The sequence below is a fragment of the uncultured Pigmentiphaga sp. genome (assembly GCF_937950555.1).
Lineage (GTDB): Bacteria > Pseudomonadota > Gammaproteobacteria > Burkholderiales > Burkholderiaceae_B > Pigmentiphaga.
Map to the genome: position 1 here is coordinate 67,220 of NZ_CALFCW010000021.1, position 24,441 is coordinate 91,660.

At 63.9% G+C, this 24,441-nt stretch carries 19 protein-coding genes, 2 tRNA genes, 1 pseudogene and 1 other annotated feature; of the genes and pseudogenes, 14 read left to right on the top strand and 8 right to left on the bottom strand.

What is annotated here, in order from left to right; genetic code table 11:
• Positions 1-2: 2 nt before the first annotated feature.
• Both xdhB and xdhC read left to right on the top strand, forming a co-directional pair.
• Positions 3-2,327 (top strand): xanthine dehydrogenase molybdopterin binding subunit, encoded by a 2,325-nt coding sequence (gene xdhB / locus Q0319_RS05125; RefSeq protein WP_296466213.1) that lies wholly within the window; start codon positions 3-5, stop codon positions 2,325-2,327.
• Positions 2,324-3,172, top strand: coding sequence for a xanthine dehydrogenase accessory protein XdhC (xdhC, locus tag Q0319_RS05130; RefSeq protein WP_296466210.1), 849 nt, complete (start codon positions 2,324-2,326; stop codon positions 3,170-3,172). Before xdhB ends, xdhC begins: the two co-directional genes overlap by 4 nt.
• Positions 3,173-3,241: 69 nt before the next feature.
• On the opposite strand, the gene Q0319_RS05135 is transcribed toward xdhC, so the two are convergent.
• Positions 3,242-3,877, bottom strand: coding sequence for a hypothetical protein (locus tag Q0319_RS05135; RefSeq protein WP_299451354.1), 636 nt, complete (start codon positions 3,875-3,877; stop codon positions 3,242-3,244).
• 43 nt (positions 3,878-3,920) lie between these two features.
• Here Q0319_RS05135 and Q0319_RS05140 point away from each other — a divergent pair, with 43 nt between their 5' ends.
• On the top strand, positions 3,921-4,631 hold the full coding sequence (locus tag Q0319_RS05140; protein ID WP_299451355.1) for a 4'-phosphopantetheinyl transferase superfamily protein: 711 nt from the start codon (positions 3,921-3,923) through the stop codon (positions 4,629-4,631).
• The gene (locus Q0319_RS05145) at positions 4,600-6,042 is read left to right on the top strand and encodes a TolC family outer membrane protein (protein WP_299451356.1); all 1,443 of its coding nucleotides are present in this window, start codon (positions 4,600-4,602) and stop codon (positions 6,040-6,042) included. The genes Q0319_RS05140 and Q0319_RS05145 overlap by 32 nt, the downstream gene beginning before the upstream one ends.
• 69 nt (positions 6,043-6,111) lie before the next feature.
• Here the strand turns inward: Q0319_RS05145 and Q0319_RS05150 are convergent, their stop codons facing one another.
• The 6 genes from Q0319_RS05150 to Q0319_RS05175 form a co-directional block, all read right to left on the bottom strand.
• Positions 6,112-8,022 carry an ATP-binding cassette domain-containing protein gene (locus Q0319_RS05150; RefSeq protein WP_299451357.1) on the bottom strand — a complete coding sequence of 637 codons (1,911 nt, stop codon included), beginning with the start codon at positions 8,020-8,022 and terminating at the stop codon, positions 6,112-6,114.
• A 9-nt stretch (positions 8,023-8,031) separates the two neighbouring features.
• Positions 8,032-8,925 carry a 50S ribosomal protein L3 N(5)-glutamine methyltransferase gene (gene prmB / locus Q0319_RS05155; protein WP_296466195.1) on the bottom strand — a complete coding sequence of 298 codons (894 nt, stop codon included), beginning with the start codon at positions 8,923-8,925 and terminating at the stop codon, positions 8,032-8,034.
• Between the two features lie 134 nt (positions 8,926-9,059).
• Positions 9,060-10,190, bottom strand: a complete 1,131-nt coding sequence (gene dapE / locus Q0319_RS05160) for a succinyl-diaminopimelate desuccinylase (RefSeq protein WP_296466192.1) — start codon at positions 10,188-10,190, stop codon at positions 9,060-9,062.
• A 24-nt stretch (positions 10,191-10,214) separates the two neighbouring features.
• Entirely contained in the window at positions 10,215-11,045 is an 831-nt protein-coding gene (dapD, locus tag Q0319_RS05165) for a 2,3,4,5-tetrahydropyridine-2,6-dicarboxylate N-succinyltransferase (RefSeq protein WP_296466189.1), read from the bottom strand.
• Between the two features lie 111 nt (positions 11,046-11,156).
• Positions 11,157-12,365 carry a succinyldiaminopimelate transaminase gene (gene dapC / locus Q0319_RS05170; RefSeq protein ID WP_296466186.1) on the bottom strand — a complete coding sequence of 403 codons (1,209 nt, stop codon included), beginning with the start codon at positions 12,363-12,365 and terminating at the stop codon, positions 11,157-11,159.
• A gap of 44 nt (positions 12,366-12,409) precedes the next feature.
• Positions 12,410-13,123 (bottom strand): helix-turn-helix domain-containing protein, encoded by a 714-nt coding sequence (locus Q0319_RS05175; protein WP_299451358.1) that lies wholly within the window; start codon positions 13,121-13,123, stop codon positions 12,410-12,412.
• A gap of 346 nt (positions 13,124-13,469) precedes the next feature.
• On the opposite strand from Q0319_RS05175, the gene Q0319_RS05180 reads away from it, so the two are divergent.
• The 9 genes from Q0319_RS05180 to Q0319_RS05220 all read left to right on the top strand — a co-directional run bounded on the left by Q0319_RS05180 (position 13,470) and on the right by Q0319_RS05220 (position 23,806).
• A tRNA-Leu gene (locus tag Q0319_RS05180) sits at positions 13,470-13,556 on the top strand.
• A 199-nt stretch (positions 13,557-13,755) separates the two neighbouring features.
• The gene (tig, locus tag Q0319_RS05185) at positions 13,756-15,066 is read left to right on the top strand and encodes a trigger factor (protein ID WP_296468348.1); all 1,311 of its coding nucleotides are present in this window, start codon (positions 13,756-13,758) and stop codon (positions 15,064-15,066) included.
• Positions 15,066-15,722 carry an ATP-dependent Clp endopeptidase proteolytic subunit ClpP gene (clpP, locus tag Q0319_RS05190; protein WP_296468346.1) on the top strand — a complete coding sequence of 219 codons (657 nt, stop codon included), beginning with the start codon at positions 15,066-15,068 and terminating at the stop codon, positions 15,720-15,722. The genes tig and clpP overlap by 1 nt, the downstream gene beginning before the upstream one ends.
• Before the next feature lie 2 nt (positions 15,723-15,724).
• A complete protein-coding gene (gene clpX / locus Q0319_RS05195) occupies positions 15,725-16,987 on the top strand; it encodes an ATP-dependent Clp protease ATP-binding subunit ClpX (protein ID WP_296468344.1) in 1,263 nt (420 codons plus the stop codon).
• Between the two features lie 313 nt (positions 16,988-17,300).
• Positions 17,301-19,736, top strand: a complete 2,436-nt coding sequence (gene lon / locus Q0319_RS05200; RefSeq protein WP_296468342.1) for an endopeptidase La — start codon at positions 17,301-17,303, stop codon at positions 19,734-19,736.
• A gap of 204 nt (positions 19,737-19,940) precedes the next feature.
• Positions 19,941-20,261, top strand: coding sequence for an HU family DNA-binding protein (locus Q0319_RS05205; protein ID WP_299451383.1), 321 nt, complete (start codon positions 19,941-19,943; stop codon positions 20,259-20,261).
• 111 nt (positions 20,262-20,372) lie between these two features.
• Positions 20,373-20,448: transfer RNA gene (locus Q0319_RS05210), tRNA-Val, on the top strand.
• Positions 20,449-22,045: 1,597 nt separating this feature from the next.
• Positions 22,046-22,588, top strand: a complete 543-nt coding sequence (locus Q0319_RS05215; RefSeq protein ID WP_299451359.1) for a hypothetical protein — start codon at positions 22,046-22,048, stop codon at positions 22,586-22,588.
• Positions 22,572-23,806 (top strand): IS3 family transposase gene (locus tag Q0319_RS05220; protein ID WP_299451360.1). Its coding sequence is split into 2 segments (ribosomal slippage): positions 22,572-22,851 and positions 22,851-23,806, totalling 1,236 coding nucleotides; the frame shifts between segments, so codons are not numbered across the junction. Before Q0319_RS05215 ends, Q0319_RS05220 begins: the two co-directional genes overlap by 17 nt.
• Positions 22,850-22,966, top strand: a sequence feature (AL1L pseudoknot). (Overlaps the previous gene by 117 nt.)
• A gap of 100 nt (positions 23,807-23,906) precedes the next feature.
• On the opposite strand, the gene Q0319_RS05225 is transcribed toward Q0319_RS05220, so the two are convergent.
• On the bottom strand, positions 23,907-24,155 hold the full coding sequence (locus Q0319_RS05225; protein ID WP_299451361.1) for a hypothetical protein: 249 nt from the start codon (positions 24,153-24,155) through the stop codon (positions 23,907-23,909).
• On the opposite strand from Q0319_RS05225, the pseudogene Q0319_RS19345 reads away from it, so the two are divergent.
• Positions 24,154-24,387 (top strand): annotated as a pseudogene (locus tag Q0319_RS19345) (hypothetical protein); the annotation flags it as partial. The gene Q0319_RS05225 and the pseudogene Q0319_RS19345 sit on opposite strands and share 2 nt — an antisense overlap.
• Positions 24,388-24,441 lie beyond the last annotated feature (54 nt).

Below are 24,441 nucleotides of genomic sequence, written 5' to 3' on the forward strand. Positions count from 1 at the left end.
CCATGAATGCGCCGGACCATCCGGGGATTTTCAACGTGGAGGCCGAACCGGCCTCGTGCGGCACGCCGGCGCGGCACGAGGCGGCGCACCTGCACGTCAGTGGGCAAGCCCTGTATGTGGACGACCTGCCCGAGCCGCGCGGCACGCTGTTCGTGGCTCCCGTCTTGTCGAACATTGCGCACGGCCGGCTGCGGGGCATCGACGCTTCGGCCGCCCTGGCCATGCCAGGCGTGTTGCGGGTGGTGACCGCATCGGACTTGCCTGCCGGCAACGTGCTCGGCCCCAAGCATGACGAACCCGTCTTGCCGGTCGATACGGTGTCGTATCTGGGGCAGCCGGTTGCCCTGGTGGTCGCCGCCGGCGCAAAGGCGGCCCGGGTCGCCGCCCGGGCGGTCAAGCTCGACATCGAGCCGCTGCCGGCCATATTGACCATCGACGAGGCCCTGGCGGCCCAGTCTTGGGTGCTGCCGCCGGTGCACCTGGTCGAAGGCGATGTCGACGCCGCGCTGGCCGCCGCCCCGCATAGGCTCGAAGGAGAGATTGCCTTGGGTGGCCAGGAGCAGTTCTACCTGGAGGGGCAGATTGCGTTCGCCCTGCCGGGTGAAGACGGCACGATGAAAGTGCTTTCTTCCACCCAGCACCCGGGGGAAGTGCAGCACTGGGTCGCTGACGCGCTAGGCGTACCTGCGCACTCGGTCCAGGTCGAGTGCCGGCGCATGGGGGGCGGCTTCGGCGGGAAAGAAACGCAGGCCGGGCATGTCGCGGTATGGGCCGCGGTGGCGGCGAAGGTTTGCAACGCGCCATGCAAGATGCGCCTCGATCGCGACGACGATTTCCTGATCACTGGCAAGCGCCATCCTTTCATCGGGCGCTGGAAGGTCGGCTTCGACGACGCGGGCCGCATATTGGGCCTGGACTTGCTGCAGGCTGCGGCCTGCGGCTTTTCGGCGGACCTCTCCGGCCCCATCGCCGATCGCGCCATCTTCCATGCCGACAACGCCTATTATTTGCCCGCGGTGGCGATCCACAGCTATCGCTGCAAGACGAACACGCAGTCGCATACGGCTTTCCGGGGCTTCGGTGGACCGCAGGGCATAGGCATGATCGAAGCCGTGATGGACGACATCGCGCGCCATCTCGGTCTCGATCCCCTGGCCGTGCGGCGCGTGAATCTTTACGGGGAGGCGCCGCGCGACCGTACGCCCTACGGCATGCAGGTGACCGACAACATCCTGCCGCAATTGATCGCGCGCCTCGAAGCCGATTGCCGGTACGCCGCCCGCCGCGCGGCCATCGACGCATGGAATGCGGGCAGCCCGGTGATCAAGCGCGGCCTGGCGCTCACGCCCGTCAAGTTCGGCATTTCGTTCACCGCCACGATGTTCAACCAGGCGGGGGCCTTGGTGAACGTCTATACGGATGGTTCGGTGTCCGTCAACCATGGCGGGACGGAAATGGGGCAAGGGCTGCACACCAAGGTGTGCCAGATCGTTGCCGACACCTTGGGCGTGCCTCTCGAGCGCGTGCGCATCACGGCTACCGATACCGGCAAGGTGCCCAATGCTTCGGCGACTGCGGCATCGAGCGGCACGGACCTGAATGGGCGCGCGGCCGAATTCGCGGCGCGGGAAATCCGGGATAGGCTCCGCGCCTACGTTGCCGGAAAACATGGCATTGATGTCTCCGACGTGTCCATCCGCCACGGCAAGGTGAAGATTCCGGGTGCGGAACTGGAGTTTGCCGAGGTCGCCAAGGCCGCCTACGCTGCCCGCATCGCGTTGTGGTCAGACGGCTATTACGCCACGCCGAAGATTCACTACGACCCGCAGACGCTGCGCGGCATGCCGTTCTATTACTTTGCTTACGGCGCCGCGGCAGCGGAAGTAGCGGTGGACCTCCTTACTGGCGAAACCAAGCTATTGCGCGTGGACATCCTGCACGACGTGGGGCGGTCCATCAATCCCGCCATCGACCTCGGGCAGGTCGAAGGGGGATTCGTGCAGGGCGTGGGCTGGCTGACATCGGAGGAGCTGGTGTGGACCCGGGACGGGCGGCTCGCCACGCATGCGCCGTCGACCTACAAGATCCCGACGGCCGGCGACGTCCCCGCCGAATTCCGCGTCGCATTTTGGCCCGAGCCCAATCGCGAAGACAACGTCTACGGATCCAAGGCCGTCGGAGAGCCGCCTTTCATGCTGGGCTTTGCGGCCTTCTTCGCCATACGCGACGCCGTGGCCGCCGCCAGGCGCGAGCGCGGTCGCTACGGGCCCGTGCCTTTGTCGGCGCCCGCGACGCCCGAAGCAGTATTGCGGGCGGTGGAGCAATGACGGGCGCTCCGCTATTGCCCGAAGGGCTGGCTGATTTCGCGCGCACCGCACCCGGGCCGTTGTGCCTGGTCAGGATACTGGGCGTGCGGGGCAGCGTGCCGCGCGGCACGGATGCAGCGATGCTGGTGGCCGGACAGGGCGTGGCCGGCACCATAGGGGGCGGCCATCTTGAGTACGAAGCAATCCGGCATGCGCGAGCCCTCTTGGCGCGGAGCACCGAGGAGGGCGTCGCACCGGCCGATGAAATCCGCCGATTCGCGCTCGGACCCAGCCTGGGGCAGTGTTGCGGCGGCAGCGTGGAGCTGGGATTTTCCGTGGTGTTCGATCCTGCCGCTGCGGTGCCCATGCTGTCCGCGATGGAGGCACGGCCGCACGAGCTCTGGCTCTATGGCGCGGGCCACGTGGCCCGCGCGCTGGTCCACGTCATGCTGCCGCTGCCGTTCCGGATCCGCTGGATCGATACGCGCGACGACGTTTTTCCCGAACCGTTGCCCTCGCACGTGCGACCTGTATCGACCGACGATGCCGCATCGGAAGCGGCGACGGCGCCGGCCGGAGCCCTGCATCTCGTGATGACCCATAGTCACGCATTGGACTTCGACATCGTGCGCACTGTCTTGGAGCGGGGCAATGCGGCATATTGCGGTCTCATCGGCTCGGCGACCAAACGGGCCACCTTCGAGCGCAGGTTGCGCGCACGCGGCATGGACGAGGCCAGCATCGCCCGCCTGACGTGCCCGGTGGGGCTGCCGCATCTGTCGGGCAAGCTGCCCGGCGTGATCGCGGTGTCGGTCGCCGCCCAGCTGCTGGCGGTGGTGCAGGCGCTCAAGGACGCACAAAAGTAGGTCCGATCATTCGCCCGCCCCTATGTAAGCAAACGGCAACCAAGGCGCTCAGCGTGGCTTCTTGCCGCATCATGCGGCCGCGGCAGCCTGCGGCGGAAGCACGGAGTGATCCATGTTCCGTAGGATGTACATCACGTAGACCACCGTCAACCCGGTAAAGGCGTAGTTGACGATGGAATTCGAAATGTTCAGCTGGTTGTATCCGTCTACGCCGTAAAGCAGGAGCACGACCACCCGCACCAGGATGGTGGCGACTTCCCGCAGCATCAGGAAGGCGGTGAATTTATAGAAGTGCCCGATGTTGACCGAATGCCCGTATAGCTGCTTGGCGCGATCCCGGGGCATGCCCATGCGATGGGCATAGTCGATGAAAAAGAAAATGCCGAAGGGGCGCTTGGCCGCCATGGTCAAGGCGTAGAACACGATGGTCGCCGCGCTGAGCCACACCGGATTCCAGATGGCTTGCGTTGCCGTCGACGAGAGTAGGTTGACGACGAGGTTCAGGGAGATCATCACGAGCAGGAATACGCCCGAGATGCTCCATGTTTTCTCGATGAGCACGGTGGCCGCCGTATAGACGAGGCCCGGCACCAGCCCCAGGGTGATCAGCCAGTAGTCGCTGATTTGCCCGCGGAAGAGATTCCAGCCGAGAAGGGGAATGACGAGATAGACCAGCAGATCGATGAGGATGCGTGTTTTTTTCATGGCGCTAGCCGGCTGGTCCTCGTGAATCGGGCAATGGGGGAGTTTGCTGGCGCACGGGCTGCTGCGCGGGGTGCTGGCGGGGTATGCGGGGCTGGCTCCCGCCGCGCTGGCTTTCGAGTGCAATGCCTGGGGCAAGCCTGCCCTAAGCTCCCGTGTGCAAGACCGCTTCCCGGTCCACTTCAATTTGAGTCATACCCGCGGCATGGCTGTCCTGGCCGTTTGCCTCGATGCAGAGGTCGGCGTAGACGTTGAGCGAGTCGATGCCGGCATCGATGCGCTGGCGCTGGCGGATGCGAACTTTTCCCAGCGCGAGCGGGCGCTGCTGCACGCATGCGTCGGCATGCGGAGAGCGGAGTGCTTCACCGAGATATGGTCGCTGAAGGAAGCATGGGTCAAGGCCCTGGGGCGCGGCTTGTCCGTCCCCCTGGATGGCTTTACCGCCCAAGTCGATGGGCGGCCACCCCACATCGTCGATCACGCATCCGGCGGCGACGTCCGTGCGGCATGCGCGTGCCGGCTCTATGAGTCCGAGGACGGCTACCGGCTTGCCGTTGCGGTGCCGGGGGTGCGCGGCGAGGCGCTCTCGGTAAGGGCCTGGACGGGCCTGCCATTGTTGGGTTTTGCCCCGGCCGGGGCGTTCCCAGCATGGGCCGGGCCTGGGGCGGGCGCGGCGGCGCGAACCGGTCCGGCGTGTAGTTCTTCTGACGGAAGCAATGTTACCCATGGTCGCAAGATTGAATACCGTTCTTCATGACCGCCGTCCGAGCGGGCGCAGGCACCTGAGAACCGGCTTGCGGATGGTGCCCGCATTGATGGCAGCTGCGTTGGCGGCGGCGCCAGCGCCGGGGTGCGCGGAAGATCTCTATGAGATCTACCGCATGGCCCGCGAGGCCGATCCCACGCTGGCCGCGTCCGATGCCACGCGCAAGGCCACCCATGAAGGCGTGAATGCGGCACGCTCGGCTTTCCTGCCGCAAGTCAATGCCACCTATACCGCGGCACGGCAGAATACCGGCGAAAGCACGACCGCGCCGACCGAATTCAACAATACGTGGTTGCTTTATTCCAGTACATATACCCGCGGCAGGAGCAGCGCCGCTGGCATCAGCCTGGACATCCAGTTGTTCAATTGGTCCAACGTCACGACGCTGCGCGGGGCGCAGGCCTCGGCGGTGGGAGCGGATTACTCCTACGACGCAGCGTCGCAGGACCTAGCCGTGCGCACGGTCGAAGCCTATTTCAACGTGCTGACGACGTCCGAGCAGCTGGAGTTTTCCGAAGCCTATGAAAAAGCCCTGGCCTTGCAGCTCAAGCAAGCCAGGGAGTTGTACCAGGCGGGCATGGCCACGGTGACCGACGTGCACCAGGCACAGGCGCAGTACGACAACGCGGTCGCACAAAGCATCACCGCCCGCAATTCCGTCCAGATGGCCAGGGAGAGCCTGAGCCAGATCATCGGCAAGGACTTCGGGCCCTTGAAGCCGTTGCGCGATCGGATCCCGTTGCTGCGTCCGGATCCGGACGACATGGAAGCATGGGTGCGGCTTGCGTATGAGCGGAATCCTCAACTCGCCGCGGCGGACAAATCGGTAGAGGCGGCCGACTACAAGGTCAAGACCGCCGCATCCGGGCACCTGCCCACGCTAACCGGCACGATCCGGCGCACGATGACGCGTGTTTGGGGGACGGAGACGGGTGAAACCATTCCGCCTGGCTACGAATACTCCTGGACCCGGACCGGCAATACGCTGGTGGGCGTGACGCTCACGATACCGATTTACGCCGGAGGCCTGACCACGGCCCAGACGCGCGAGGCCATGTACCAGCGCTACGCAGCGCAGGACCAGCGTGAGGCCGTGCGGCGCGCGGTGGCCGCGAATGCGCGCAACGCTTACCGCAGCGTGATCTCGGGCATCAGCCAGGTGGAGGCCACGCGCGCAGCGGTGGAGTCGGCACAGTCCGCGCTCGACGCCTCGGTGGCGAGCTATCGGGCCGGAAGCAAGACCATACTGGACATCCTGACCAGCCAGGCCAATCTGCTCAATGCAAAGATCGCCTATTCGGTGGCGCGTCACCAGCTCGTGTTCAGCAATCTTTTGCTGAAACAGGCGTCGGGAATCCTGGGTGAAAGCGACGTGGTCGCGATCAACGCGTTGCTGCAATGAGTGCGTTGGGGCAGGGGTGCGAGCCGGGCGGCTCACTAGCGCCGGAGCGTGCGGGCCGGCGCGCTTGCCTCAGGCCTTGATGGCCTCGAGTTCTTCCTGCAGGCTCAGCCAGGCCTCCTCGAGTTCACCCAGCCGTTTCTGCAGGTCGCCGTGCTCTGCCAGCACGCGCAGGCGTTCGTCCCGGCGGGCGTCTTCGTAAAGGCCCGGGTCGGCGATCAGCGCATCGAGCTCGCGCTTGCGTTGCTCGAGCTTCTGCATCTCGTCTTCCACCTTCTTGAGTCGCGCCTCCAGCGGTTTGCGCAGCGAGGAGAGCCGCTGCCGGGTTTCGGCTTCGAGCCGCCGCTGCATCTTGCGGTCGACCGGCGTGTCGGCCGCAGCGCAGTCCTGCGTCGGCGCGGTTTCGGCGCCGCCCTGGCGATTGGCCAGCCAGTCGCGGTAGTCCTCCAGGTCGCCGTCGAATTCGCGCACGCCGCCGTCGCCGACGATCCAGAAGCTGTCCACGGTGGTCCGGAGCAAGTGACGGTCGTGCGAGACGAGGAGCATGGTGCCCTCGAACTCGGCCAGCGCTTCGGTCAGGGCTTCCCGCGTGTCCACGTCCAGGTGGTTGCTGGGTTCGTCGAGCAGCAGGAGGTTGGGTTTCTTCCACACGACCAGCGCGAGGGCCAATCTGGCCTTTTCGCCGCCGGACATGGGACCGACCTTGGAGAGGGCAAAGTCGCCGGAAAAGCCGAAGCCCCCCAGGTAATTGCGCAGGTCCTGCTCGCGCGCTTCGGGCGCGAGGCGCGCCAGGTGCAGCAGTGGCGAGGCTTCGGTGTCGAGCATGTCCAGCTGGTGCTGGGCGAAATAGCCGACTTCCAGCCCCCGGGCGGCCTTGCGTTCGCCCGCGAGCGGGGTGAGTTCGCCGGCCAGGGTCTTGACCAGCGTGCTCTTGCCGGCGCCGTTGGCCCCGAGGATGCCGATCCGCGCGCCGGCACGCACCGACAGCGTCACGCGGTCGAGGATGGGCTTGCCGGGATAGCCCGCCTGCACGCCGTCGAGCGACAGCAAGGGGTCGGGCATGTGGTCAGGGGAGGGAATGCGGATGTCGATGCCTGCGGCTGCCCGTACCGGCGCGAGTGCCTGCATCCGGGCCAGTGCCTTGACCCGGCTCTGGGCCTGCTTGGCCTTGGTGGCCTTGGCCTTGAAGCGGTCGATGAAGCTCTGCAGGTGAGCCGCCTCGCGCTGCTGTTTTTCGTAGGCGATCTGGCTTTGGCGCAGCCGCTCGGCGCGCTGCGTCAGGAAGTCCTCATAGCCGCCCTTGTAGCGTACCAGCTTGGCCTGGTCGAAATGCAGGATGGTCCGCGCCACCGCGTCCAGGAATTCGGTGTCGTGCGAAATCACGAGCACCGTACCCGGGTAGGCCGCCAGCCATCGCTCCAGCCATAGCATGGCGTCCAAATCCAGGTGGTTGGTCGGTTCGTCCAGCAAGAGCAAGTCCGACGGCGCCATCAGCGCCCGCGCCAGGTTCAGCCGCATGCGCCAGCCGCCCGAGAAGCTGGCCACGGGTTGGCGGAATTCGTGCTGGTGGAATCCCAGGCCGATCAGCAATTGCTCGGCGCGGGACTGGGCCGAAAACGCCCCGGCATCGGCCAGTTCGGCTTCCAGTTCGGCCAGCCGCAGGCCATCAAGGTCGGCATCCACGGCGTCGCGCTCGGCCTGGAGGCGACGCAGCCGGGTGTCGCCGTCGATGACGAAATCCAGCGCCTCGCGGTCCGTATCGTGGATTTCCTGGGCGATGGAGGCGATGCGCCAGCTGGCCGGGATCTCGAGCTCCCCGGCATCCGGATCGAGCTGGCCGTTCAGGAGGGCGAACAGCGTGGACTTGCCGGCGCCATTGGGCCCGACGATGCCGACGCGTTCGCCCGGGTGGACCACGAAGTCCGCGCCTTCGAGGAGGACTTTGGTGCCGCGCCGCAGCGTAATGCCTGATGCCCGTATCATGCCGTCGCCTCAGACCAATTGGTCCTGCCTGAGTAGCAGCACTTTGTCGTCTCCGCCGGAGGTGCTCAGCCAAATGGGTTCCAGCTGCGGGAAGGCCTGTTCGAAATAGGCCTTTTCATGCCCTAGCTCCAGCACCAGGATGCCGTGCGGCTGGAGGTAGTCCGCCGCCTGCGCGAGCAGCGGCCGGATCAAGTCCATGCCGTCCGCGCCGCCGGCGAGCGCGATGCTGGGCTCATGGCGGTACTCGGGCGGAAGGGCATTCATCGAACTTGTGTTGACGTACGGCGGATTGCACAAGATCAAATCGTATTGTGCAGGGGGCAGTTGCTCGAACAGGTTCGACTGGTAGAGGGCGATGCGGTCTTGAAGGCCGTAGTCGTCGACATTGATGCGCGCGACGTCCAGGGCGTCTTGCGATATATCGACCGCATCCACCTGGGCGTGCGGGAAGGTCTCGGCTGCGGCGATGGCAAGGCACCCGGAGCCGGTGCACATGTCGAGCACCCATTCTACGGAGTAGGGGTCGTCGATCCAGGGGGCGAGCCCGTCGTCCAGCAGTTCGGCGATGTAGGAGCGTGGCACGATGACGCGTTCGTCCACGTAAAAACGTCGGCCGCGCAGCCAGGCCTCATGGGTCAAATAGGGGGCGGGCCGGCGTTCCGTGATGCGGCGTTCGATGATGTCCAGCACCGCCTGGCGCTCGTCGTCGAGCACGGCGGCGTCGATGAAAGGTTCGAGCCGGTCGATGGGCAGGTGCAGCGTGTGCAGGACCAGGTAGACGGCTTCGTCATAAACGTCCAGGGTACCGTGGCCCAGCGCGATGCCGGCGGCATTGAACCGGCTGACGGCGTAGCGGACCAAGTCGCGGACAGTGCGCAGCGGATGGTAGTCGAGGGCGGGCATAGGGAGTCCAGATTCAACATGCCCCGGCGCTGGCCGTGCCGGAGCGGCCGGGGAGCGGCGCGGGAAGCGCAGTTTTCGTTTCAAGTCCTACGGCGCGGCCCCGGCGTGCAACTTCCGGCGCGTCGGGCGGGCCTTCATCTCAGCAACGCTTCCAGCGTGCGTCGGTAAATGTTCTTCAGCGGTTCCAGGCTGTCAACGGCAATGTGCTCATTGACCTTGTGGATGGTGGCGTTGACCGGCCCGAACTCCACGACCTGGGGACAGATCTGCGCAATGAAGCGCCCGTCGGACGTGCCGCCCGTGGTAGAGAGCTCCGCCTCGATGCCGACTTCGGCGGCGATGGCCTGCGCCAGGGCGCTGCAGAGCGTGCCGCGGGGGGTCAGGAACGGCAGGCCGCTCAAGGTCCAATCCAAGGTGTATTCGAGGCCGTGCCGATCGAGGATGGCCGCGACGCGGCTCTTCAGCTCATCGGCGGTACTGGCCGTCGAGAAGCGGAAATTGAAATCGATCACTGCCTCGCCGGGGACTACGTTGGTGGCGCCGGTGCCGCTGTGGAAATTAGAGATCTGGAACGTGGTGGGCGGGAAATATTCGTTGCCACGGTCCCACTCGGTCACCGCGAGCTCGGCCAGCGCGCCGGCGCACTGGTGGATGGGGTTGCGGGCCTTTTCCGGGTACGCCACGTGCCCCTGGATGCCCTTGACCACGAGCCGGCCGGACAGCGAGCCGCGGCGGCCGTTCTTGATGGTGTCGCCCAGCTGCACCGAGGAGGTGGGTTCGCCGACGATGCAGTAGTCCAACTGCTCGCCGCGGGCCGAGAGCCATTCGCAGACTTTCACGGTGCCGTCGGTCGCGGGGCCCTCTTCGTCCGAGGTGATCAGCAGTCCGATCGATCCGGGGTGGTCGGGACAATGCGCGATGAACTCCTCGGCCGCCACCACGAAGGCGGCGATCGAGCTCTTCATGTCGGCCGCCCCGCGCCCGTACAGGTTCCCGTCGACGATGGTGGGCACGAAGGGGTCGGTGTTCCATTTTTCGCGCGGACCGGGCGGGACTACATCCGTGTGGCCGGCAAAGACAACCAGTGGGCCTTCGGTGCCGCGCCGCGCCCACAAATTGACCACTCCGCCTCCGGCGATGGTCTCGCAGGCGAATCCGCGCGCCGTCAGGCGTTCAATCAGCAAAGCCTGGCAGCCTTCGTCCTCGGGAGTCACCGAGGGACGGCGGATCAGCTCTTCAACCAGGGACAGAACGGAAGTAGTCATGGGGACGCGTTGGATGAAGGTCTATCAGGCGCGCAGCAAATCGTTGATGCTGGTCTTGGCACGGGTCTGCGCATCGACGCGCTTGACGATGACGGCGCAATACAGGCTGTACTTGCCGTCGGGCGAGGGCAGGGTACCAGGCACCACCACCGAGCCCGAGGGCACGCGGCCGTAGAGAATCTCGCCGGTCTCGCGGTTATAGATCTTGGTGCTCTGGCCGATGAAGACGCCCATGGAGAGCACCGAGTTTTCTTCCACGATCACGCCTTCGACCACTTCCGAGCGGGCGCCGATGAAGCAGTTGTCCTCGATGATGGTGGGATTGGCCTGCAGCGGCTCCAACACGCCGCCGATGCCCACGCCGCCGGAGAGGTGGACGTTCTTGCCGATCTGCGCGCAGGAGCCCACGGTCGCCCAGGTGTCGACCATGGTGCCCTCGTCGACGTAGGCGCCGATATTGACGTAGGAAGGCATCAGCACCGCATTGCGGGCGATGTACGAGCCGCGGCGCGCGACGGCGGGCGGCACCACGCGAAAGCCCCCTTGCTTGAAGTCGGCGTCGGTGTAGCCTGCGAACTTGCTCGGTACTTTGTCGAAGAACTGCAGGGGCGTGCCCGGGCCGGCGCCCATCACGACGTTGTCTTCCAGGCGGAAAGAAAGCAGCACGGCCTTCTTGATCCATTGGTGCACGAGCCAGTCGCCATTCTGTTTTTCGGCCACGCGTAGTTCACCCTTGTCCAGCGCGTTCAACACGTGATCGACGGCTTCGCGGATCGGCGCGGGAGCGGATGCGGGCGAGAGCGAGGCACGGTCTTCCCAAGCTTGTTCGATGATGTTCTGGAGGTCTTGGCTCATGGTCGGATATCCGGAAAAAAAATCAGAGAAAGAAAGCGCCGCGCCGGAGCCCGGCCCGGTCCGCGGGCAAGGCAGGCCGGGCGTCCCGCGCCCCAGGAGGGCCGTAGGCATTCATGCCGTGCGGGGGGCAGCCAGCGAGCGGGCGTAGCGGGCCAGCCGGTGGGCGGCCTCGACGCATTCGTCCAGCGGCGCCACGAGCGCCAGGCGCAAGCGGTTGGCGCCGGGATTGCCGGCGCGCGTCTCGCGGGCCAGGAAGCTGCCCGGCAGCGCCGTGACGTTTTCCTGCGCCAGCAGGCCGCGGGCGAACTCCGCGTCGTCGATGGGCGTACGGGGCCAGAGATAAAACGAAGCCTGGGGGCGTTGGACGTCCAACACGTCCTGCAGGATCGGCAGCACGGCCTCGAATTTTTCTCGGTACATGCGCCGGTTCTCGCGCACGTGCTCTTCGTCGTTCCAGGCCGCGATGCTCGCTGCCGCGACGACGGCGCTCATGGCGCTGCCGTGGTAGGTCCGGTACAGCAGGAACCGGGCCAATAGCTTGGCGTCGCCGGCCACGAAGCCCGAGCGCATTCCCGGCACGTTGGAGCGCTTGGACAGGCTCGAAAACACCACGATGTTGTGGAAATCCGTGCGGCCCAGGCGGTGGGCGGCTTCGAGCGCACCCAGCGGCGGCTGCGATTCATCTAGGTAAATTTCGGAGTAGCACTCGTCCGAGGCGATGACGAACCCATACTTGTCGGCCTGCTCGAACAGGTACTTCCATTCTTCCAGGTCCATGACGTTGCCCGCCGGGTTGCCGGGCGAGCATACGTAGACCAGCCGGGTTTCGTTCCACTCTTCGTCCGACACCGAGGACCAATCGCAGCCGAAGTTGCGAGCCGGGTCGGCGTTGACGAAGGTCGGGCGGCCGCCTGCCAGCAGCGCCGCGCCCTCATAGATCTGGTAGAACGGGTTGGGGCACAGCACCCGCGGCCGTTTGGCATCGTCGACCACGAGCTGGGCGAAGGCAAACAATGCCTCGCGCGAGCCGAGCACGGGCAGCACCTGGGTATCGGGATCGACGGCCGGCAGCCCGTAGCGTCGTTGCAGCCACCCTGCGATGGCTGCCCGCAGGGCGGGAGAGCCTTTGGTCGGTGGGTAGCTGGAGAGGCCGGACAGATTCTGGCGCACGGCGTCTTCGATGAAGGCCGGCGTGGCGTGCTTGGGCTCGCCGATGGATAGGCTGACGGGGCGCAGGTTCGCGGGCGGCTCGACACCGGCGTACAGCGCGCGGAGCTTTTCGAAGGGGTAGGGCTGGAGCAGCCCGAGACGAGGATTCATGGGCGCGATTGTAACCTCGGCGCCGCGCTTTTTTGCCGCCGGGGTCAGGCCGCGCGCTTGGATTCCTGCCTGGTGCGCTCGCACGGCTCGGTAAACGTGTAGCCCACGCCCCGCACCGCCTGCAGCGGCAACTTGATGCCTCGATGCGCAGCCTTGCGGCGCAGGCGGCTCACCAGCACCGCCACATTGTGCGACTGGCGCAACCCGTCGCGCAGCGAGGTGTCCTGCCATTGCTCGAACGTCAGGACCCGGTTCGGCGCCAGCAACAGGAGGCTGATGAATTGCCATTCGGTCAACGTGAGCGGCAGGGCACGCTCTTGGGGGTCGACGAGGCGTCGCGGCGGCGCGGTGAGCCGCCAGGTGGCGGGCGGGGGCGGCGTTATTTTGGGCTGTGGCCGCGGCGCATCCAGGTGCTGGCGCAGGGCGCGCAGTACGGAGTTCGCGTGGCCTTGCGGGTCGGGGCCAGCCGCGCGGACGTCAATTCCCCACGCGGTTTCGGTCTCGCGCTTGCCCTCGCCGACCGGGGCGTGCGGGGAACAGATGAGTTTGGGCAGGAGCGGGTCGTTGAAGGCCGACGCTTGGCTTGCGCCGGCTAGGAGCACCGGCCGCTTGCCAGCGCGAACCAAGGCGTGGACTTGCTGCGGGCTGGTGCACACGTAGACGACGAAGCCGGCGCGCATGAGGGCGCTCGCGAACTCATAGTCGCGTCCGGATTCTCCGAGCAGGATGGCGATGTCGGGCAACTTCGTGTCGGTCATGCTGAGGACGGGGGCGTACCCCTTGCATAGGGTGGGATTCCGGTCAGCCCTGGCCGGCGGCGGTGGACGGAGGCCCGTTCCGCCCGTAGCTTGTGCGCATGGGCACGGCATGGCCGGATGACGGGACGCAATCTATCCCAACGCCCCGGCGGGGATGATCAACAAGCGTAATCAAGCGGCCGTGGTGGCCGGTGAAGGGACGGGCGGAATGCAAACAAGGGTCAACCGGCCCTGGCGTGGTGCCGGTTTGCGTGGCGCTAGGGGGCGGGTCCGGCCGGCTCGGAAGGGGTGGGCAGGGAGGCTTTCAAGCGTTTTTTCATAGTCGGGTTACAATCCCATTCCGGATGCGACCGTGGCGAAATTGGTAGACGCAACAGGTTTAGGTCCTGTCGGGAGAAATCCTGTGGAGGTTCGATTCCTCTCGGTCGCACCATGAATGAGTTTTGAACCACCCTGGCGGTGTCCGGCCGCAGCCGGCACGAGGCTGCTCCCCGGGAGCCGGGCGTCGCCCAGGCGCCGTCCGGGGCTGTGGCACAATTCGCGAATGCCCGGATCGATGTTGGTTGCGGTGCCTCTCGCGGCGCGGGTAACTCCGATTCTGTCGATTACACATACTCAATATAGGTTTTTGCATGCAGCCTGTGGTTGAAACCCTGTCAGGTCTTGAGCGGCGCGTGGATCTTTCCGTCCCTGTGGCCGACGTCGAAAAAGAAGTCGAAACGCGCCTGAAGCGCCTGGCCCGCACCGCCAAGATGCCGGGCTTTCGACCCGGCAAAGTCCCTCTGTCCATGCTGGCCCGCACCTATGGGCCCGAAGTGCGGATGGAGGTTTTGAACGCCAAGATCGGCGACGCTCTGGAAAAGGTCGTCAGCGAGGCCAAGCTGCGCCTGGCCGGCTCGCCGTCCGTCGAGCCCAAGACCGAAGGCGTGCCCGAGGGCATGGTGGGCTTCACCGCCACCTTCGAGGTTTACCCTGAGGTCCAGATCCCCGACCTCTCCACGCTGGAAGTGTCGAACGCCAAGAGCGAAGTGGGCGATGCCGAGGTCGAGCGCACGGTCGAGATCCTGCGCAAGCAACGCATCTCCTTCGTCGAGCGCGAAGGCCGCGCTGCCGGCGACAATGACCGCGTGACGCTGGATTTCGCCGGCACCATCGACGGCGTTGCATTCGACGGCGGCTCTGCGACGGACTTCCCCATCGTCCTGGGGCAAGGCCGCATGCTGCCCGAATTCGAGGAAGCCGTGCGTGGCATGAAGGCGGGCGAGACCAAGAAATTCCCGCTCACGTTCCCGGCCGATTACGGTGCGGCCGAGGTCGCGGGCAAGACAGCCGAATTCACCATCACCATCAAGAAGGTGGAAGAGGGCGTGCTGCCCGAGGTCGACGCCGAGTTCGCCAAGCAACTGGGCCAGGCCGAAGGCGACGTCGAGAAACTGCGCGCGGACATCCGCGCCAACCTGGAGCGCGAGGTCCGCAACCGCACCCTCGCCCGTACCAAGGCGAGCGTGATGGACGCCCTTGCCAAGGCCGCTACCTTCGACATTCCGAAGGCGCTGGTCAACGATGACACCGAGCGCCGCATCGCCGCGGCGCGCGAGGACCTCAAGCAGCGCGGCGTGCCCAACGCCGACAAGCTGCCCATTCCCGCGGAGGCCTTCTCGGCCGAGTCCGAGCGTCGCGTGCGCCTGGGCCTGCTGGTGTCCGAGCTGGTCAAGGTCGAGAACCTCAAGGCCCGGCCCGACCAGATCCGTGCGCGGATCGAGGACTTCGCCCAGAGCTACGAGCGCCCGGAAGAGGTCGTGCGTTACTATTTGACCGACAAGGCTCGCCTTGCCGAGGTCGAGGCCATCGTGCTGGAAGACAACGTCGTCCAACACGTCCTGTCCAAGGCCAAGGTCAAGGACGAGCAAGTCTCTTTCGATGAATTGATGGGAACCACCTGATGCAACGCTTCGTAGATTTCTACGCATCGATGTATGGGGCCGAGTCGCTCGGCCCCAAATCCCTCGGCTATGTGCCGATGGTGATCGAACAGTCCGGTCGGGGTGAGCGTGCGTACGACATCTACTCGCGTTTGCTGAAAGAGCGGATCATTTTCCTGGTTGGCCCGGTCACCGAGGCCTCGGCCAACCTGATCGTGGCTCAGCTCCTGTTCCTGGAGTCCGAGAACCCCGACAAAGACATCTCGCTCTACATCAACTCGCCCGGCGGGTCGGTCTATGCGGGCATGGCCATCTACGACACCATGCAGTTCGTCAAGCCCGACGTGGCGACCCTCTGCACCGGGCTGGCCGCCAGCATGGGAGCCTTCCTGCTGGCTGCCGGGGCCAAGGGCAAGCGCATCGCGCTGCCCAATTCCCGCATCATGATTCACCAGCCCTCGGGCGGCGCCCAAGGGCAGGCGACAGACATCGAAATCCACGCCCGCGAAATCCTGTATCTGCGCGAGCGCCTGAATCGCATCCTGGCCGAAAACACCGGCCAGCCGATCGAGCGCATCGCGGTGGATACGGAACGCGACAATTTCATGTCGGCGGCTGACGCAGTATCTTATGGCTTGATCGATAAAGTCTTCAGCCGCCGTAGCGAACAGGGTTGACCATGTCGGAAAAGAAAGGGTCGAACGAAAAGCTGCTCTATTGCTCGTTTTGCGGCAAGAGCCAGCATGAGGTTCGCAAGTTGATCGCCGGACCTTCGGTGTTCATTTGCGATGAGTGCATCGACCTCTGCAACGACATCATTCGCGACGAGGCGGCTGCCGACGTCAAGACCGGTGCCAAGTCCGAGCTCCCCACGCCGGCCGAGATCAAGGAGATCCTCGACCAATACGTGATCGGGCAGACACGGGCCAAGCGGATCCTGTCGGTGGCGGTGTACAACCACTACAAGCGCATACGCCATGCCGGCGGCAAGGCGGACGACATCGAGCTGTCGAAAAGCAACATCCTGCTGATCGGCCCGACCGGGTCGGGCAAGACGCTGTTGGCGCAGACGCTGGCCCGCCTGCTGAACGTGCCCTTCGTGATCGCCGACGCGACCACGTTGACCGAGGCCGGCTACGTGGGCGAGGACGTCGAGAACATCATCCAGAAGCTGCTGCAGAACTGCAACTACGACGTCGAGAAGGCGCAGCGCGGCATTGTCTACATCGACGAAATCGACAAGATCTCCCGCAAGGCCGACAATCCGTCCATTACGCGCGACGTGTCGGGCGAAGGCGTGCAGCAGGCGCTGCTCAAGCTGATCGAAGGCACGGTGGCGTCGGTTCCTCCCCAGGGCGGCCGCAAGCATCCCAACCAGGACTTCGTGCAGATCGACACGACCAACATCCTGTTTATCTGCGGCGGCGCGTTCGACGGTCTGGAAAAGGTCATTCGCGGGCGCACCGAGAAGTCGGGCATAGGCTTTAGCGCCTCGGTCAAGTCCGAGGCCGAGCGGTCGGTCAGCGACCTGTTCGGCGAGGTCGAGCCGGAAGACTTGATCAAGTTCGGGTTGATCCCCGAGCTGGTCGGCCGCCTGCCGGTCGTCGCCACGCTGGACGAGCTGAACGAAGAAGCGCTGATCCAAATTCTGGTCGAGCCCAAGAACGCGCTGGTCAAGCAGTTCCAGAAGCTGTTCGCGATGGAGGGTGCCGAGCTCGACGTGCGCCCGCAGGCCTTGCAGGCCATCGCCCAGAAAGCGCTCAAGCGCAAGACGGGGGCCCGCGGGCTACGTTCCATCCTCGAGGCGGCCCTCCTCGACACCATGTATGAGCTGCCGTCGTTGGGCAACGTCACCAAGGTGGTGCTCGACGAGAACGCCGTCAATGGTGAAGGCGTGCCCCTGCTCATCTACGGCGACAATCCCAAGGTCGCCAGCCAGTAGGCGTGCCTGCGCGCGGGAGCGCGCCGCGAGCGGCGGAGTAGGGCCCGGATTGCCGGGCCCGGTGCTGCTGCACGGGGCGCGCGTTGCCGCGTGGCGGGAGCGCTATGTGCTACATTGGTCCATGGCGTGCAAATGCCTGCCCGTCCGGCGACTGATGTCTCTGCGCCTACCTTCGGGTCCATGCCTTTTTTTCGAGCCTAGACGCGGGAAAACGGCCTGGATCCGGCTGCTTTCGCAGACCCGATTGCCCGCCGACGCTTGAAATCCACGCTTACGCCCTCATCCTGATAGCATTCAAATTCGAGGACGAATCATGTCTGCGAGCCAGATACTCCCCTCCGAACCGATCGAGTTGCCGCTGCTTCCGCTGCGCGACGTGGTCGTATTCCCGCACATGGTCATCCCGCTGTTCGTGGGCCGGCCCAAGTCGATCAAGGCCTTGGAGTCCGCCATGGAGGCCGGCAAGAGCATCATGCTGGTGGCGCAGAAATCGGCCGCCAAGGATGAGCCTTCCGCGGACGACATCTACGAAATCGGATGCGTCGCCAGCATTCTGCAGATGCTGAAGCTGCCCGACGGCACCGTGAAGGTTCTGGTCGAGGGAGCCCAGCGCGCCCGCATCACCCGCATCGACGACCAGGGCGCGCACTTCTCGTGCGAGCTCGTGCCCATCGATCCCGATCGTGGCCAGAGCGCCGAGATCGAAGCGCTGCGCCGGGCCATCGTGTCCCAGTTCGACCAATACGTCAAACTGAACAAGAAAATCCCGCCCGAGATCCTGACCTCCTTGTCGGGCATCGACGAGCCGGGGCGCCTGGCCGACACCATCGCCGCCCACCTGCCCCTCAAGCTCGAGCAGAAACAGAAGATGCTGGAGGTGTTCTCCACCGCCGAGCGCCTGGAGGCGCTGCTGGCGCAGCTCGAGACCGAAATCGACATTCTTCAGGTGGAAAAACGCATCCGCGGCCGCGTGAAGAAGCAGATGGAAAAAAGCCAGCGCGAGTACTACCTGAACGAGCAGGTCAAGGCCATCCAGAAGGAGCTGGGCGAGGGCGAGGACGGCGCGGATTTCGAAGAGCTCGAAAAGCGGATCAAGGCTGCGCACATGCCCAAGGAGGCCAAGAAGAAGGCCGAATCCGAACTCAAGAAGCTGCGCCTGATGTCGCCCATGTCGGCCGAGGCCACCGTGGTGCGCAACTACATCGACACGCTGGTGAGCTTGCCCTGGAAGAAAAAGAGCAAGGTCAACAATTCGCTCCAGCATGCCGAAGAAGTGCTCAACAACGACCACTACGGGCTGGAGAAGGTCAAGGAGCGCATCCTCGAATACCTCGCCGTGCAGCAGCGCGTGGACAAGGTCAAGGCGCCCATCCTGTGCCTGGTCGGGCCTCCGGGGGTGGGCAAGACCTCGCTCGGGCAGTCCATCGCCAAGGCGACCAACCGCAAGTTCGTGCGGATGGCCCTCGGCGGCGTGCGGGACGAGTCGGAGATCCGCGGGCACCGTCGCACCTACATTGGCTCGATGCCCGGAAAAATCCTCCAGAACCTGGCCAAGGTGGGCGCGCGCAACCCGCTCTTCCTGCTCGACGAAGTCGACAAGATGGGCATGGATTTCCGGGGCGATCCGGCCTCTGCGCTGCTCGAGGTGCTGGATCCCGAGCAGAACCATACGTTCCAGGATCACTACGTCGAAGTCGATTTCGATCTTTCCGACGTGATGTTCGTGGCGACCAGCAATACGCTGAACATTCCGCCGGCGCTGTTGGACCGGATGGAAGTCATTCGCCTCTCGGGCTACACCGAAGACGAGAAAGTGCACATCGCCACCCAGCACCTGCTGCCCAAGCAGATGAAGCACAACGGCCTCAAGCCCGATGAGCTCAAGGTCGAGGAGTCGGCGCTGCGCGACATTGTGCGCTACTACACGCGGGAGGCGGGCGTGCGCTCGCTCGAACGCGAGATCAGCAAGATCTGCCGCAAGGTCGTCAAGGGCCTGTTGCTCAAGGGCGAGCAGCAACAGGTCGTCGTGACGCCCGACAACCTGAGCGATTACCTGGGCGTGCGGCGCTACACCTTCGGCGTGGCTGAGAAGGAAAACCAGGTGGGCCAGGTCACGGGCCTGGCCTGGACCGAGGTCGGCGGCGACCTGCTCACGATCGAAGTGGCGGTGATGCCGGGCAAGGGCAATATCCAGCGTACCGGCTCGCTCGGCGACGTCATGAAAGAATCGGTCGAGGCCGCCCGCTCCGTGGTGCGCTCGCGTGCACGGCGCCTGGGCATCGATCACACCGTCTTCGAGAAGAAGGACATGCACGTGCACGTTCCCGAAGGCGCGACGCCCAAGGATGGTCCCTCCGCCGGCGCTGCGATCACCACGGCCATCGTGTCGGCGTTGACGGGCATCCCCGTGCGGGCAGACGTCGCCATGACCGGGGAGATCACGCTGCGCGGCGAGATTCTTCCCATCGGCGGCCTGAAAGAGAAGCTGCTCGCGGCACACCGGGGCGGCATCAAGACCGTCCTCATTCCCGAGGAGAACGCCAAAGACCTGGCGGAGATCCCGGACACGGTCAAGAACCAGCTCGAGATCGTGCCGGTGCGCTGGATCGATCGCGTGCTGGAGCTCGCGCTCGAACGCCTGCCCGATCCCTTGCCGGAGGAAGAGCCTGCAGCCAAGCCCGAGGCCAAGGTCGAGGCCCACGTTACGGCAGAAGGCGGAAGTTCGGCCGACCCGGTCATGAAGCACTGATCATCGCCGATTGAAAGGGCAGAGGGCGCGCAAGCGCCCTCTTTTTTGGCTCCAAGGGAGCACGATGAGGTTTTACGCGGTTTTCCAGCGGGTTTCCCTTGACACGTCTTTCTACCCGAGGATTAAATACTCCTCTGCGTTTCGTATGCGCGGGTGGTACTGACGCGGTATGTCGCGCTCTGGGGGTGCCCCTTGCGACCCAGCATCGGGACCAACAAATTTCTTCCACAGATAGACCTTGTGAGGGGCCTAATGAATAAGACCGAGCTTATCGACCACATCGCCAAGCATGCCGACATCTCCAAGGCGGCCGCTGGCCGTTCGCTGGATGCGTTGGTGCAGGCGGTGAAAACGACGCTCAAGAAAGGTGGCACTGTGACACTGGTCGGTTTTGGCACTTTTGCAGTGACTTCTCGCGCTGCTCGCACGGGCCGCAATCCCCGCACCGGCGAAGCCATCAAGATCAAGAAAGCCAAGGTGCCCAAGTTCCGTCCGGGCAAAGCCCTCAAGGATGCCGTCAACTAATCGGTGTCTGGCTCGCGAGGCGCCTTAGTCGGGGCTGCCTCGGCAAGAGTTCGGGTAATCCGCTATACTACGCGTTCTCGAGGCGGCACACATTGTTTCCGCCTCTTCGGCGGGTGCTTAGCTCAGTTGGTAGAGCGGCGCCCTTACAAGGCGTAGGTCACAGGTTCGACCCCTGTAGCACCCACCACCGCCGACAGACGGATCAGTCCTTGAATTCGAATGTGAAAGGCACAGGGTTTTTGCCCTGTGCCTTTTTTCTTGGCTGTCATCGAGCAACTTCCGGTTTTCTGCGACAGTCGGCGGTGTTGCCTACAGGGCTCAAGCCGTGCGCAAGCTTCCTGAGTCGCATTGAGCGCCGTGCCGATCGATGTAGGCATGCCGTGAAGCCCCAGGCTCTGCAAGCTGCTTGCGCGACGGGCGGGCTAGGGGAGTGCAACATCGCCGGACTCGCTGACGCAAGCCCTTAGGCACGCTCCCGCAGGGGCTCAAACTAAGGCGAACCCCGATGCACCAGTCTGCGATGACGACCTTGCCTTAGCCGCGCATCGCTCGGTCCGGGTAACGCATCCTCGTTGATGTCACCAAGGACACGATTATGTGTGTGCTGCCGAGGTCCCTTGGCCTGGTGTGAAATTCAAGTGACGCGCTCCTTGGGGGCGCCATGCGATCGGTGAAGTGGTTGTCCCAGCGGGTTCCCTGCCTTCGGAGTTGGGCAAATGTTAGGCAGGGATAACCTTGCGAGTTCACCCTCCATGTAGAAAAACGCTGCGACGCCGGTTGTGGGCAGCGCCGCAGCGGGGATGACCTGGTAGGAGCCCGATCATCCAAGGGGGAACAGAGGAAGGCACGTTTTTGCTTCGTGCGCCTGCACGATACCCCCTGCTGGGCGGCCTAGCTAGGGGAGCGGAGCGGGCAAAACGTTATGAAAAATCGACATTTGTTGCCAAATTTGGCCGGCGCCAACGTCCTCGATCAGTTGCCGAACTCACCATCCAGGATCTGGCAGTTCAAGGGCGTCCAAGAAGTCCTTACCGTCCGGGGTTTTTTCCACTTTGCGTAAACAAACTGCTTCCAGTAATAATCACGCCTTCGCTTCTTTATGGGGATGGCAAGAAATGCGGGCGTGCGGGGAGGGGTTGGACTACTTCGTCCTTACGTTCAAGACAGACTCAGACCGGTGGATTGCCGCCTGGCGACTAAGAGAGCAGGGTGCGCAGATAGAGGTGCGAAACGCCGGTGCCAATCCGGAGCGCTTCGAGCTCCACGTATGGATGCCGATATCGCCGGTTGCGCGCCCATCCCTTGAGCAAATCGCAATCGCGTCCAAGAAGAAAAAACGGAGGGCAGAAGTCTGCACACAAAACCCGTGCGAAGCCTAGGACACGCACGTTAAGTTCCGCTTCGTGGAGAACGGATTTGTTATGTCGGAGCTGTGGCAGGGCAAGCTAGTGAATGAGAAGCGCTTTCCCATGTGATTCGCGAACACAGCCACCGAAGGGTTCGCGGAGGAGGTCGATCCAGCATTTTTGGGCTTGGCGCTGGTCGTGAACGGCGTTTCGTAGCTCGTTCTGAGGGTCCGATATTTTCCCCAGTCCACCCATAGCAGCAGCCATAAGCCGAAGAGTGCTCGTGCCACATGCTAGCTCCAGCGAGTCATCTCCCTAAGGAGCAAGCCGGCCTCTACCAAATTCTTGGTCTTGTTGATCGAAGGCGAAACTGCCCAGTCGCGCCAGAAGAAGTAGAGCCCGAGCCTACGCCGTGCGACCTTCCGAACGACCGAGACCTTGAATACGTTCGACTTCACCAATTACCAGTCTGAATCGGGAGGTGGGCATGCCCGGCGGGACCAGACCATTCCGCGAATCGGCTTCTGGCTTCCCGTACGCGACCGGCTTCTGCACAAATGGCTTCTGCTTGGTGCCGGATGGAAATTCCTGTCGCTGTCCACGACTGGGAGCATCTTAAACGCTTGGCAGGGGGAAAACGACCAAAATACAGCTGATTCCACCACCCAAGGTGATGCGTTCACAGCCAGCGTTCTTTTGGATCCCAAATGCGGAAAAATGCGGACTCCTAAACGGTGGAAGGTGATATCAGGCTGTGATCGCGAAATCCAGGCACTCGGACGGGTGCCGTTGCCCTTTCTGCTGCGTTCGGACGACGGCCTGGTATTGACGAGCCGCAGCTTTATCCCGTTGGTGAAAAACTACGGGCGGCGTCAGGAGTTCATGCGCCACAGCCCCGAGCAGAGCCGCTGGGTTGAATCACACCGGGTTTTGAAGAGGCTGTATTTCTTGAGAGAATGCAGTCATGAGCAAGAACAATAAGTTTTCCCCTGAGGTTCGTGAGCGTGCTGTGCGCTTGGTGCAGGAGCATCGCGATGAGTACCGCTCACAGTGGGCAGCGGTGCAGTCCATCGCGCCTAAGATTGGCTGCTCGGGCTACACGCTGTTGCAGTGGGTTCAACGCGCCGAGGTAGAAGCTGGTAGGCGACCTGGCCTCCCAGAGGCGGAACAAGAACGGATTAAAGCGCTTGAACGTGAAGTTAAAGAACTACGCCGCGCCAATGAAATTCTCAAGTCGGCTAGCGCTTTTTTCGCCCAGGCGGCGCTCGACCGCGAACTGAAGAAGTAAACGCCTATATCGATCAGCATCGGGACCTGTATGGGGTCGAGCCGATCTGCAAGGTTTTGCAGGTCGCCCCCTCAGCCTACTGGAGTCATGCTGCGCGACGCCGTAATCCAGAGCTGCGAAGCCAGCGAGCTAAGCGGGATGAGCGGCTCATGGTGCATGTCCAACGTGTTTGGGAACAGAACTTTCGGGTCTATGGCGCTCGCAAGATTTGGAAGCAGTTGTCTCGGGAGGGCGTGGCCGTGGCACGATGCACAGTCGAACGCTTGATGCGACACCTTGGTATCGAGGGCATCAGGCGCGGCAAACGGGTTCGTACCACGATCCCTGATAGCGAGGCCGCCTGCCCGCGCGATCTGGTGAAGCGGCATTTCGAGGCGGACCGGCCCAATCGTCTGTGGGTAGCGGATTTCACCTACGTGTCGACTTGGCAGGGATGGTTATATGTGGCGTTCGTCATCGATGCCTATGCCAAGCGTATCGTCGGATGGAGAGCCTCCAGCAGCATGACCACAGACTTCGTCCTGGATGCGCTCGAGCAAGCCGTTTATGACCGAAGACCGACGCACTCCGACGGGCTTGTTCATCATTCCGATAGAGGGTCCCAATACGTGTCCATTCGCTATTCCGAGCGGTTAGGCGAAGCCGGCATCAATCCATCAGTCGGCAGCACAGGAAGCGCGTATGACAACGCATTGGCCGAGACGATCAACGGCCTCTACAAAACGGAGGTTATTCACCGCAGAGCACCCTGGAAAACCAAGGCTGCCGTAGAGCTGGCCACGCTGGAATGGGTGTCCTGGTTCAATCACCAACGTCTGCTGGAATCGATTGGCGACATCCCACCGGCTGAAGCTGAAGAAAGATACTATCGACAACTTGCAGCACCGGCTGCGGAACCTGTTTTACTTTAACCAAACAGCCTCCGCGATTCCCGGTGTGATTCAGGGTCGCGGATGATTCGCACGCCCGAGGAGCTGTGCGTGCATTGCTACCGCCTTAAATCTCCGCAAATTACGCGTTACCGGCGATTGGAGCCACGGGAGAGCTGACCGATGGCAACATCGGGGTGGTGGCCAATGGCACTGATGGTCTGCAGATCAAGCTGGCCAAGGACATCGACCTGGGTAACGATGGCAGCATCACCACTGGCAACACCCGCATCGACACCAATGGCGTGGCCATCGGCTCGGCCGTGACGCTCAATGCCAGCGGCTTGACCATCGCGGGCGGCCCAAGCGTGACCACCTCGGGTATCGACATGGGGGGTAAGACTATCACCGGCTTGGCGGCGGGGGTCAATGCCACCGATGCGGTCAATGTCAGCCAGTTGAACGACGCCACCAACTCCGCAGCCAACAAGTGGATCACCGGTTCTCAAACCGGCGGCGATTACTCAGCCCCAGAGGCCAGTGGCTCCAATAGCACAGCGGCTGGCTCCGGCGCCGTGGCTTCCGGCAACAACAGCCTGGCGATGGGCGCGGGCGCAAAGGCCAGCACCGACAACAGCGTGGCGCTGGGTAACGGCTCGACCACTACTGAGGCGGTG